Origin of the sequence: Rhizorhabdus dicambivorans (assembly GCF_002355275.1) — a bacterium.
Lineage (GTDB): Bacteria > Pseudomonadota > Alphaproteobacteria > Sphingomonadales > Sphingomonadaceae > Rhizorhabdus > Rhizorhabdus dicambivorans.
The window spans coordinates 498,812-510,841 of sequence record NZ_CP023449.1 but is presented as its reverse complement, the minus strand read 5'-3'; the positions used below and the strand labels follow the sequence as shown (position 1 = coordinate 510,841).

At 66.2% G+C, this 12,030-nt stretch carries 11 protein-coding genes; 3 read left to right on the top strand and 8 right to left on the bottom strand.

Features of this window, described 5'->3' with window-relative positions; translation table 11 throughout:
• Positions 1-34: 34 nt before the first annotated feature.
• The 3 genes from ahcY to CMV14_RS02460 all read right to left on the bottom strand — a co-directional run bounded on the left by ahcY (position 35) and on the right by CMV14_RS02460 (position 2,828).
• Positions 35-1,444 carry an adenosylhomocysteinase gene (gene ahcY / locus CMV14_RS02470; protein WP_066960359.1) on the bottom strand — a complete coding sequence of 470 codons (1,410 nt, stop codon included), beginning with the start codon at positions 1,442-1,444 and terminating at the stop codon, positions 35-37.
• A 153-nt stretch (positions 1,445-1,597) separates the two neighbouring features.
• Positions 1,598-2,086 (bottom strand): hypothetical protein, encoded by a 489-nt coding sequence (locus tag CMV14_RS02465; RefSeq protein WP_139114677.1) that lies wholly within the window; start codon positions 2,084-2,086, stop codon positions 1,598-1,600.
• Positions 2,087-2,267: 181 nt separating this feature from the next.
• Positions 2,268-2,828 (bottom strand): YqgE/AlgH family protein, encoded by a 561-nt coding sequence (locus tag CMV14_RS02460; RefSeq protein WP_066960456.1) that lies wholly within the window; start codon positions 2,826-2,828, stop codon positions 2,268-2,270.
• A gap of 24 nt (positions 2,829-2,852) precedes the next feature.
• On the opposite strand from CMV14_RS02460, the gene CMV14_RS02455 reads away from it, so the two are divergent.
• From CMV14_RS02455 to CMV14_RS02445, 3 genes are all read left to right on the top strand, one after another.
• On the top strand, positions 2,853-3,854 hold the full coding sequence (locus CMV14_RS02455; protein ID WP_083215701.1) for a glycosyltransferase family 2 protein: 1,002 nt from the start codon (positions 2,853-2,855) through the stop codon (positions 3,852-3,854).
• 106 nt (positions 3,855-3,960) lie between these two features.
• Complete coding sequence (locus tag CMV14_RS02450) at positions 3,961-4,443, top strand: peroxiredoxin (RefSeq protein ID WP_066960354.1); 483 nt, start codon at positions 3,961-3,963, stop codon at positions 4,441-4,443.
• A 27-nt stretch (positions 4,444-4,470) separates the two neighbouring features.
• Positions 4,471-5,919 carry an AMP nucleosidase gene (locus tag CMV14_RS02445; protein ID WP_066960351.1) on the top strand — a complete coding sequence of 483 codons (1,449 nt, stop codon included), beginning with the start codon at positions 4,471-4,473 and terminating at the stop codon, positions 5,917-5,919.
• 150 nt (positions 5,920-6,069) lie between these two features.
• Here CMV14_RS02445 and CMV14_RS02440 read toward each other — a convergent pair whose 3' ends face one another.
• The 5 genes from CMV14_RS02440 to CMV14_RS02420 all read right to left on the bottom strand — a co-directional run bounded on the left by CMV14_RS02440 (position 6,070) and on the right by CMV14_RS02420 (position 11,974).
• Positions 6,070-7,239, bottom strand: a complete 1,170-nt coding sequence (locus CMV14_RS02440) for a GGDEF domain-containing protein (protein WP_066960348.1) — start codon at positions 7,237-7,239, stop codon at positions 6,070-6,072.
• A 310-nt stretch (positions 7,240-7,549) separates the two neighbouring features.
• Positions 7,550-9,412 (bottom strand): M2 family metallopeptidase, encoded by a 1,863-nt coding sequence (locus tag CMV14_RS02435; protein WP_066960345.1) that lies wholly within the window; start codon positions 9,410-9,412, stop codon positions 7,550-7,552.
• Between the two features lie 203 nt (positions 9,413-9,615).
• Positions 9,616-10,341, bottom strand: a complete 726-nt coding sequence (locus tag CMV14_RS02430) for an alpha/beta fold hydrolase (protein WP_408014385.1) — start codon at positions 10,339-10,341, stop codon at positions 9,616-9,618.
• Positions 10,342-10,381: 40 nt separating this feature from the next.
• Complete coding sequence (locus CMV14_RS02425) at positions 10,382-10,825, bottom strand: GFA family protein (RefSeq protein WP_066960339.1); 444 nt, start codon at positions 10,823-10,825, stop codon at positions 10,382-10,384.
• A 123-nt stretch (positions 10,826-10,948) separates the two neighbouring features.
• Positions 10,949-11,974, bottom strand: a complete 1,026-nt coding sequence (locus CMV14_RS02420) for an aspartate-semialdehyde dehydrogenase (RefSeq protein WP_066960450.1) — start codon at positions 11,972-11,974, stop codon at positions 10,949-10,951.
• Positions 11,975-12,030: the final 56 nt, after the last annotated feature.

The following is a 12,030-nucleotide window of genomic DNA, read 5'->3' as shown; positions in this document are numbered from 1 at the left end:
GGGGGCGGGCCGATGCCCAGCCCCCGCGCCGATATCAGTAGCGGTAATGATCGGGCTTGAACGGCCCTTCGGTGCTGACGCCGATATAGGCGGCCTGCTTCTCGCTCAGCCTGGTGAGCTGGACGCCGAGCTTCTCGAGGTGGAGCGCGGCCACCTTCTCGTCGAGATGCTTGGGCAGGACATAGACCTTGTTCTCGTAGCTGTCGCCACGGGTCCACAGCTCGATCTGCGCCAGCGTCTGGTTGGTGAAGCTGGCCGACATCACGAAGGACGGGTGGCCGGTGGCGCAGCCGAGGTTCACCAGGCGGCCCTTGGCGAGGATGATGATCTGCTTGCCGTCGGGGAACTTGACCAGATCGGTGCCGGGCTTGACCTCGGACCACTCGTAATTGTCGAGCGCGGCAATCTGGATCTCGCTGTCGAAATGGCCGATGTTGCAGACGATCGACATCGGCTTCATCGCCTTCATGTGATCGGCGGTGATGACGTCGGCATTGCCGGTGGCGGTGCAGAAGATGTCGGCGCGCTTGACCGCCTCGTCCATCGTCACGACCTCATAGCCCTCCATCGCCGCCTGCAGCGCGCAGATCGGATCGATCTCGGTGACGAGGACGCGGGCGCCGCCGTTGCGCAGCGAAGCGGCCGAGCCCTTGCCGACATCGCCGAAGCCGGCGACGCAGGCGACCTTGCCGGCCAGCATCACGTCCGTCGCGCGGCGGATCGCGTCGACCAGCGATTCCTTGCAGCCATAGAGATTGTCGAACTTCGACTTGGTGACGCTGTCGTTGACGTTGATCGCGGGGAAGGGCAGCTCGCCCTTCTTGGCGATCTCGTAGAGGCGGTGGACGCCGGTGGTGGTTTCTTCGGAGACGCCCTTCAGGTTCTTGACGGTCTCGGTCAGATAGCCCGGGCGCTTGGCGATGAACGCCTTGAGCGCGCGCTGGAATTCGACTTCCTCGGCATTCTCGGGCTCGCCCAGGGTGGCGCCGGCCTCCAGCTTCGCGCCCCACAGCGCGAACATGGTGGCGTCGCCGCCGTCGTCGAGGATGATGTTGGCGGTCTGATCACCCCAGTCGAAGATCGAGCCGACATAGTCCCAATAATCGGCCAGACTCTCGCCCTTGATCGCGAACACCGGGATGCCCCGCGCGGCGATGGCGGCGGCGGCATGGTCCTGGGTCGAGAAGATGTTGCAGGTCGCCCAGCGGACGTCGGCGCCGAGTGCGACCAGCGTCTCGATCAGGACGGCGGTCTGGATCGTCATGTGCAGCGAGCCGGTGATGCGCGCGCCCTTGAGCGGCTGCGACGCGCCGAACTCGGAGCGCAGCGCCATCAGGCCCGGCATCTCGGTTTCGGCGATGTTGATCTCGGCGCGGCCGAAATCGGCCAGGCTCAGATCGGCGATGACATAATCGTTGAATTCGGTCGCTGCGGCGGTGGCCACCGGGCTTCTCCTCACATGGGGGCAGCCGGGGCAAGCCGGCGGCAATGCCGGGCGCAATAGCCGGGCAGGCCGTCAAATGCAAATATAAAGATATCTTTATATGGGCCTGTTCTCCTCCCCTGGAGTAGGAGGAGAGGGCGGATCGCCTGCGCTTTAGCGGGCGATCTGGGCGACGGCGCCGCGTCCGCAGCGTCCGCCGGGAAGGACCGGATCGAGACCCTGGCGGTCGGCGATCATCTCGAGGCCTTCACGGTCATTGGCCATCATCGTCGCCTCGCGGGCGGTCGATGCGGCTTCGTAGCAGCTGTCCTGGCTCGTGCGGTCGGCGCCATAGGCGTTGGCGAGCGACGTGGTGAAGCGGTCATAGGCGTTCTGGCCGCGGACCGGACCCGCCGAAGAGACGAAGAAGGCCTTGAGCCGGTCGTTCGCCGCGCCGATCGCCGCACGGTTGCCACGAACGAACGCGTTATAGTCGGTCGAAATGTTGAATCCCATCGCCTGGCAGCGCAGGGTTTCGACCATGAGGTAGGTCTGTAGATCGCGGATACGCGCCGCGCTCGCATGTTCGGCCGACCAGCAACCGGCATAGGCCGGTGACATGGCCGACAGCGCGGCCATGGCCGCGCATATCGTCTTACGCATGGGTGCTTGCCCCTACTCCCCGGAGCCGCCCCCCGCGGGCGGCACTTCCCGTGCGCAAAGGATTGACTGTAAATTTTCGTAATGTCTTGCGGAAACTGGTTAAGGCCAGGTCCAAAAGTCTAAATAATTCAGTACGATAGTGTAATGAGACTCCTAGTGCACATCCAGGATGTGTACGAGGTCACGCCTGGCCGCTCGTCGCCGCCAGCAGACGCGGATCGATACCGGCCGACCGCATCGCGGCTTTCCATCGGGCGGGGGCCTCATGGTCGAACAACAAGCCTTCGTCGCCCCGAGTCGCGAGCCAGCCATGGCGGCGCATCTCGCCGTCGAGCTGCCCTTCCCCCCAGCCGGCATAGCCGAGCGCGACCAGCCAGCGGCGCGGGCCGGTGCCCCCCGCGATCGCGCGCAGCACATCGAGGGTCGAGGTCAGCGCCCAGCGATCCTCGACGAACAGGCTGTCCTCCCCGGTCCATTCGGGGCTGTGGAGGACGAAGCCGCGCTGCTGCTCGACCGGGCCGCCGGCATGGATGCCGCAATCGGGCGCCACCCCCGGTTCGATCTCCAGCTGTTCGAGCAGGCTGTGGAGGGTGATGCCCGGCAGGAGACGATCGATGCCGACGCCCAGCGCGCCCTGCCCGTCATGCGCGCACATCGCGATCACGGCCTTTTCGAAGCGGGGATCGCCGATCCCCGGCATGGCGAGCAGGAACTGCCCGCTGAGAGAGGCTGGCGCATCCATCGCCAGCATCTATAGTCCAGCGCCATGGGGACGCCAACCGGGGAAGCTGCGGAGACGGGCGCGGGAGCAACGCCCGCCACCATCACGCCCGCCGCCATAACGCCCGCCGCCATAACGATCGTCATCCCGGCCTATGGCGTCGGCGCGATGCTGGCCGATGCGCTCGATTCGGTGCTGGCGCAGGATCGCGGCGACTGGCGGGCGATCGTGGTCGACGATGGCGACCAGAGGGTGGCCGAGCATGTCGCGCCCTATCTGGCCGATCCGCGCATCCGGTTCCTGCAGACCGACAATGGCGGGCTGCCGACCGCGCGCAACCGGGCGATCGCGGTGGCCGAGACGCCCTATGTCGCGCTGCTCGACGGCGACGACATATTGGAGCCCGATTTCGTCTCCGCGATGATCGCCGCGCTGGAGGCCAATCCCAAGGCCGGCTTCGCGACCGGCGACGCCACCTTCTTCGGCGCCGACCGGGTAGGCGAGCTGTTCTCGGCTTATTGCCCGCAGGCGGGGCCGCCGACCCTGGAGAAGCTGATCCGGCGCGAGTTCAACATATTCGGGCTGACCGCGATGCGGCGCGAGGCGATCCTGGGGATTGGCGGCTTCGACACGAGTCTCAAATCCTCCGAGGATCTCGACGCCTGGATCCGGCTGCTCTCGGCCGGATGGGAATTGGCCCATGTGCCGCGTCCGCTGGCCCGCTACCGGCGGCGCGAGGGGCAGATGTCGGGCAACACGCCCGTCATGCTGCGCACCGCCCATGCGGTGATGAGCAAGGCGCGCGACCATCTCGCCGGCCGTCCCGAGGCGCGGGCCGCCGAGGAGATGATCGCCCGGATCGAGCATGACATGGCGATCGAGGATGCCTTCGCCCGGGTGAAGGCAGGCGACGTCCGCGCCGCTGTGGCCGATCTCGTCCGGCTCGGCGTGGGGAAGCGCAGCCCGCGCTGGGCAAAGGCGCTGGCGCTGATGCGGATCGCGCCGTTCCTGGCCCCCTGGCTGCTGAAGCTCCGTGAACGGGTGTGAGTGATATCCTCCCTGCGCGCAGCGTGGGGAGGATCGTGGGGGTTCCCTTTCCCCCGCAAAACCGCAACAAGACTCGTTTAGCCATCAGCCTTCCAGGAGAGAGACGATGACGATCAGCACCGGAGACCGCATTCCCGCCGCCACCTTCAAGACGATGACCGACGACGGGCCCGCCGACATCGCCAGCGACGCTCTGTTCGGCGGCCGCACCGTGGCGCTGTTCTCGGTGCCGGGCGCCTTCACGCCGACCTGCTCGGCGCGCCACCTGCCGGGCTTCGTCGACAAGGCCACTGAGCTGAAGGCGAAGGGCGTCGACGAGATCGTCTGTACCGCCGTCAACGACGCCTTCGTGATGGGGGCCTGGGGCAAGTCGGCCGGCGCCGACGGCAAGGTGACGATGCTGGCCGACGGCAATGGCGATTTCGTGCGCGCGATCGGGCTGGAGATGGACGGCCGCGCCGCCGGGCTCGGCATGCGCGGCCAGCGCTTCTCGATGATCGTCAAGGACGGGGTGATAACCACCCTCAATGTCGAGGCCCCGCGCGAATATAATGTCAGCAGCGCGGAGCACATGCTGACGCAGCTATGATCCGCAAAGGCACAAAAGGAGAAAATATTGCCTTCAAACCAGAGCCTTGAAATCGTCGAGCAGCTCGACACGATCTACCAGCAATCGGTTACCCGTCTGCGCGCCGCGCTGACGCAGTTCATCCGGACCGGCGAACGGCCCGATCCCGCCCTGCGGCGGGACGGCGCCTTCGCCTATCCCGAAATAAGGCTGAGTTATGCCGGCGGCCGCGATCCCGGGCCGCTCGGCCGATCCTTCGGGCGGCTCCAGGAACCCGGCGACTATGCGGTGGCAGTCACCCAGCCCCGGCTGTTCGCCCCCTATCTGGCCCAGCAGATCGACCTGCTGATCGCCGATTACGGGGTGGAGGTGACCGCCGGGCTCAGCACCACCGAGATTCCCTATAATTATGTGCTCGACGCGGGCCATGACCTCGACCTGACCGGCGCCTCGCCGGTCGAGCTGTCGCGCATCTTCCCGTCGACCGAATTGTCGCAGATCGGTGACGAGCTGGCCGACGGGCTGTGGGTGCAGGAAGGGGCGATGGCGCGTCCGCTGGCGCTGTTCGACGCGCCGCGCGTCGATTTCAGCCTGGCCCGGCTGCGCCACTATACCGGCACGCCGCCCGGCCATGTGCAGGACTATATCCTGTTCACCAACTATCACCGCTATGTCGACGAGTTCGTCCACTGGGCGATCGAGCAGCTCGACGGCGACAGCCGCTACACGCTGCTGAGCGGGGCGGGCGGCGTCGAGATAAGGCCCGGCGATCCCGATCCCAAGCAGGCGATCGCCGACAGCGCATGGCGCAAGCACCAGATGCCGGCCTATCATCTGGTCGCGCCCGACCGTTCGGGCATCACCCTGGTCAATATCGGCGTCGGCCCGTCCAACGCCAAGACGATCACCGACCATCTGGCGGTGATGCGCCCGGCGGCCTGGCTGATGATCGGCCATTGCGGCGGGCTGCGCCCCAGCCAGCGGATCGGCGACTATGTGCTGGCCCACGCCTATCTGCGCGACGACCATGTGCTCGACCATGTCCTGCCCCCCGAAATCCCGATCCCGGCGATCGCCGAGGTCCAGCAGGCGCTGACCCGCGCGGCCGAGATCGTATCGGGCGAGAGCATGGAGCAGCTGAGGCTCAGGATGCGGACCGGCACCGTCGTCACCTCCGACGACCGCAACTGGGAACTGCGCTACACCGCCTCCGCGCTGCGCTTCAGCCAGAGCCGCGCGGTGGCGATCGACATGGAATCGGCGACGCTCGCGGCGCAGGGCTATCGCTTCCGCGTGCCCTATGGGACGCTGCTGTGCGTCTCCGACAAGCCGATCCATGGCGAGATCAAGCTGCCCGGCCAGGCCAACCGCTTCTACGAGCGCGCGATCGCCGAGCATCTCCAGATCGGCATCGCCGCGGTCGACCAGCTGCGCGGCGAGGGCGCGCGGCTGCACAGCCGGAAATTGCGCGCGTTCAACGAGCCGCCGTTTCGGTGAAAATCCCTCTCCCGCCTTCGCGGGAGAGGAGCGAGACTTGTGAGCGTAGCGAACTAGTCGCAGCGGTGAGGGTCTTGCCGACGTCGGAACAAGAAGAAGACCCTCACCCGGCCTCTCCCGCGAAGGCGGGAGAGGGGAAGAAGGGCATTCTCAAGCCACCTCTTCAAGCTCGTCGGCACTCGTCACCCGGTCGCGGCCTTCCAGCTTCGAGCGGTAGAGCGCACGATCGGCGCGGGCGAGCAGCGAGGCGAGCGAGATGTCGCCCGGGCGCAGGCCGGTGACGCCGAAACTGGCGGTCATCACGATCCGGGCGGCACCGTCGACCGGCATCGCGGCGATGTCGCGGCGGATTCGCTCGACCACCTCCAGCGCGTCCTGGGGGCGGGTGTTGACCAGCAGCAGCGCGAATTCCTCGCCACCGATCCGGCCGATCAGGTCGCCACGGCGCACCAGCCGTTCGAGCCGGCTGGCGAAATGGCGGAGCGCGCGATCGCCGACGGTGTGGCCGTGCCGATCGTTGATCAGCTTGAAATTGTCGATATCGGCGACGACGACGCTGAGCGGCTGCCGCTGCCGCTGGGCGTTGCGGATCGCGCGTTCGGCCGAATCCTCGAAGCCGCGCCGGTTGTACACGCCGGTCAGCATGTCCGACGTGGCGAGCCGGCGCATGTCATCGGCCAGATCGGCGGCGACGAGGAAGACCGAGAACAGGCCGACACCGGTGAAGGCGATCGGGTAGAGCATCGTCACCACCGACCGGAAGAAGAACAGGCTGCCCTCGTCGTTGGCGGTGCCCGGCCCCATCGCGATCGCCGCCAGCGAGAAATCGATGGCCGCGAAAAGCGTTAGCATCACCATCACCGCGCGTTCGGGAAGCGATGCCTGGCGGAAGCCGCCCGCGACGTTGAAGGCGCTGACCAGCATCATCAGCCCGCCGAAGCCGAGCCCGGTCGAATAGCGTATGCCCATCACCGGCTCGACGAAATTGGCGACGCCGATCAGCAGCGATGCCACCAGCGCGGCGGCCAGCAGCGGCCGCACCCGGCGCGGCGCGCGGTTGCGCTGGACGAAGCCCACCGCGATCAGCGCGTTGGACAGGCAGCCCAGCGCGGCGGTAAGGGCATGGAGCGCGGTATTGTCGTCGGCCTGCAGGCGCAGCGCCAGGTTGGAGAACCACTGCGCCGTGGCGACCGCGAAGGCGAGCGCCCACACCAGCGCATGGCGCGGGCGCCCGAAGCTGCGCCACGCGATCAGCATCACCGCGCACAGCATGGCCGCGATGAAGATCAGCACGGTGATGATGACAATCGCTGCCGTCATATCCCCCGGACGCCCCAGCCGTCGCGGCCCGACCACAGCGGCGGACAATCCGCCGCCGGCATGCCGGCCACCCCCTGTCGATTGGGCCGCCGCACTGGAGCGGGGGGCTTCAAAAATCAATAGTAAAAGGATCGGAAACCGTACCGTTTCCGAGCAGTTGATCCGTTTTGGAAGCTATTCGACGCGATTCCTTCGGCTTTCCGCTCCCGAGCGCGAATCGTCCCCCATCAGGATCGTCATCTTTATTCAGCTTATTGGCGCGGACATCGGGGACGGCACCGAACGATTCGGCGCCGCCCCCGTCCGATTCTCACCAGCCGCAGCGCTGGCCCTTGTTCTGCTGTTCGAGCCAGCCGATCAGCGGCTGGAAATAGGCGATCATCGCCGTTCCATCGATCTCCCGGCTGCCGGTGAAGGCCTCCAGCGCATCGGGCCAGGGCTTGGACGATCCCATCGCCAGCATCGCGTCGAGCTTCTTGCCGACCTCCTTGTCGCCGTAGAAGGAGCAGCGGTGAAGCGGGCCCTTCCAGCCCGCCTGGTCGCACGCCGCCTTGTAGAACTGGAACTGGAGGATGCGGGCGAGGAAATAGCGCGCATAGGGCGTGTTGCCCGGGATATGATATTTGGCGCCCGGATCGAAGGCGTCGTCGGGCCGATCGGCCGGGGGCACGATGCCCTGATATTGCAGCCGCAGGTCGGTCCACGCCTTCTCGTAATTGGCGGGCCGGATCGATCCGTTGAACACGCCCCAGCGCCACTTGTCCATCAGCAGGCCGAACGGCAGGAAAGCCACCTTGTCCATCGCCTGGCGCAGCAGCAGGCCGATATCCTTGTCCGCGCTCGGCACCTTGGCGGGATCGAGCAGGCCGATCTTCACCAGATAGTCGGGCGTGATCGACAGCGCGACGAAATCCCCGATCGCCTCGTGGAAGCCGTCATTGGCGCCGTTGAGGTAGAGGTAGCTCTGCTTGTTATAGGCGCGCTGATAGTAATTATGGCCCAGTTCATGGTGGATGGTGACGAAGTCGTCGGAGTTCACCTTGGTGCACATCTTGATGCGCAGATCGTCCTTGTTGTCGATGTCCCACGCCGAGGCGTGGCACACCACCTCGCGGTCGCGCGGCTTGGTGATCTGCGAGCGGGTCCAGAAGCTGTCGGGCAGCGGCGCGAAGCCCAGCGAGGAATAGAAGCCCTCGCCGGTCTTCACCATCTTCACCGGATCATATTGCTTGGCCTTGAGCAGTTCCTCGACATCATAGCCGATGTCGCCAGCACCCTTGGGGGCGACGATGTCATAGATATTGCCCCATTCCTGCGCCCACATGTTACCAAGCAGATCGGCGCGGATCGGGCCGGCCTTGGGCTGGACGGCATCGCCATATTTCGCGTTGAGCTTCGTCCGCGTATAGCAGTGGAGCGCGTCGTAAAGCGGCTTCACCTGCACCCACAGCCGGTCCATCATCTTCGCGAAATCGTCGGCGGGCATGTCATAGCCCGAACGCCACATCGCGCCGAGATCCTTGTAGCCAAGGTCGATCGCGCCCTGGTTGGCGATCTCGACCAGCTTGGCATAGTCGCCCGCCATCGGCTTGCCGACCTGATCGTGCCAGCTCAGCCACATCTCCTTCAGCTCGGCCGGGTTGCGGTTGGTCCCCATCTCGGCCTCGATGTCCGAGCCGTTGATCTCCTTGCCGCGTAGCGTGCCCTTGCCCTTGCCATAGGCGGACTGGAGCCGGGTCGCGAGGTCGTTGAGCTCCTTGGCCGCGCCGGGGGTGGAGGGCGCGGGCAGGACGATGCTCTGCTTGAGCGCGTCGAGCTTGCGCTTCGTGTCGTAGCTGAGCCCATCGAGCCCGTCGAAGCGCGCTGCGCCGTTGGCGAGGCGGACCTGCAGCTCGGTGAATTCGGCGCCGACCCGCGCGTTCACCGCGTCGGTGTCGTCGGTGATATAGGTGGAATTGATCCAGGCGACCTGCGCGCCATAGATGCCGAGATCGTTCAATTCCTGCTCGGCCCTGGCGACGAAGGCGTCGGCTTCGGCAACGGTCGGAGCCGCCTGGGCCGCGACGGGGGCGGGATCGGCCGGCTTGTCCTTCTTCTTCGCCAGGACGGGGGTGGCGGCGAACAGGGTTGCGATGGCGAGCGCCGATGTGGCCGCCTTGATCGGGTATCTCATGGGGAGTTCCTCGGAGTCTTTATGCTGACACCAGTGTCACCATGCCCGAGGGAACGGGTCAAGCCCGTGTATTGCGCGAGCGATACGGCTGTGGGGGGCCGCCGGCCGCCCTCAGAGCGGTTCACGATCCGATTGCATCGGATCGGACCGCCCCAATTCTCTGGTTTGCCGCGATTTCCGAGTCGGCGGATGTCTCCATCCGCCTAGAAATCGCTCTGGAACCACGCCGCCATGGCATCGCCCAGTTCGGGCAGGGTGACGGCGCTCATATGGTTGCCGGGCACCTCGCCATAGGCGGCGTTGGGCAGCGCCTCCGCCAGCGCCCGGGCCGAGCCGTTGTCCTTGTCCTCGCTGCCCGTCAGCACCAGGATCGGCACGTCGAGATCGGCCAGCGCGGCGCGGGGGATGCGGGGGAAATTGTCGAGCAGCAGGAGCAGCGCGCGGGGATCACCCTTCGTTGTCTTCAGGAAACCCTCGGCCATCCACTCCGGCGAGAATTTGGCGTGGGTGCCGACGCCTTCGAGCACCTTGCGGAAGAAGCCAACGCGGCCGCCGAGGTCCAGCAGGCCTTCCAGCCCCATGCCCGCCAGCAGCGCCTTGCCCGGCCGGGCGCCACGCACCAGCATCCGCGCGGTCGTGCGTCCGCCCAGCGAATAGCCGCCGAGATCATAGCCGCCGGGCAGCAGACCCAGTTGCTCGATCAGCGCCAGATTGTCGTCGGCCAATATGTCGGGGCTGTAGCCCGAAGCATCGTGCGGCTTGGCGCTTTCGCCATGGGCGCGCAGATCGGGCATGATCACCCGGCGGCCCTTCGCGGCGAGCTTGGCGGCATGGCCATAACGCACCCAGTTGGTGAAGGCGTTGGAGAAGAGGCCGTGGATCAGGATCACCGGCCGGCCATCCTCCGGCCCCATGCCGTGCCAGACCATCGGCGCGCCGTCCGCGCCGTCGAAATGGTGGCGGGTGGCGTCAGTCGGGGAGCTTGCCAAGGGCTTTCATCCAGCGGTCGGTGAGGGCGTCATGCTGGTCGGTGCGGTAGCGCGGCAGGGCGCGCGTGTCGATCCAGGCTTCGTGGATCGCCTCCGCCCCGAAATGGCTGGTCGGGCGGAAGCGCGACGGATCGTCGAAGCTGCCCACGGTCAGGTCGCATTTGTCGCTGTCGGGATATTCGAAGCCGAGCGGCGTGCCGCAGGCCGAACAGAAGGGCCGCCGCGCGATCGGCGAGCTGGCATAGCAGTCCGGCTCGCTTTCCCAGACCACCGCCGCCTTGGGCAGGTTGACGAAGGCGATCGACACCCCGCCGGTCGCGCGCTGGCACATCCGGCAATGGCACAGATAGGCGTCGTCCGAGCCGACCTCGGCGGCGTAGCGGATGCGGCCGCACTGGCAGCCGCCGGTCATGGTCCGGGACATCTACCCTCCACGTCACCCCAGCGAAGGCTGGGGTCCATGTCTTTCTCAACGAACGATGCCGCTTGAGGTGACAGACATGGATTCCTGCCTTCGCAGGAATGACGGTCAAGAGGAGTTGAGAGCTTACGCCTTCTTGAGATGCCGGCGGCCGAGCAGCTCGGCGATCTGCACCGCGTTCAGCGCCGCGCCCTTGCGCAGATTGTCCGATACGCACCACAACACCAGACCGTTGTCGACGGTGGGATCGTCGCGGACGCGGCTGACATAGGTCGCGAACTCGCCGACGCACTCGATCGGGGTGACGTATCCGCCGTCCTCGCGCTTGTCGACGAGCATCACGCCCGGCGCTTCCCGCAGGATCTTCTGCGCGTCGGCGGCCGACAGCTCATTCTCGAACTCGATGTTGATCGCTTCGGAATGGCCGACGAAGACGGGGACGCGGACGCAGGTGGCGACCACCTTCACCTTGGGGTCCATGATCTTCTTGGTCTCGACGACCATCTTCCACTCTTCCTTGGTGAAGCCGTCGTCGAGGAAGCTGTCGATATGCGGGATCACGTTGAAGGCGATCTGCTTGGTGAACTTCTTCGGCTCGGCGGGATCGCCGACGAAGATGTTGCGGCTCTGCTCGAACAGCTCGTCCATGCCTTGCTTGCCGGCGCCCGACACCGACTGATAGGTTGAGACGACCACCCGCTTGATCGTCGCGGCGTCATGGAGCGGCTTCAGCGCCACCACCATCTGTGCGGTCGAGCAGTTGGGATTGGCGATGATGTTGCGGGCCTTGTAGCCGTCGATCGCCTCCGGGTTCACCTCGGGCACGATCAGCGGGATATCGGGCTCCATCCGGTAGAGCGACGAATTGTCGATCACGGTGCAGCCCGCCGCCGCCGCCTTGGGCGCGTAGATCTTGGTCGCGGTCGAGCCGATCGCGAACAGCGCCATGTCCCAGCCGGCGAAGTCGAAATGCTCGATATTCTGGACCTTGAGCGTCTTGCCGGTCTCGCCGAACTCGATCATGTCGCCCTGGCTGCGCGCCGAGGCAAGCACGGCGATCTCGTCGATCGGGAATTCCCGCTCGGCCAGGATGTTCAGCATTTCACGGCCCACATTGCCGGTGGCACCCGCGACGACGACACGATAGCCCATCTTCACTTCTTTCCGTTTGCTGGGACGTCACCCCGGCGGAGGCCGGGGTCGCTGGA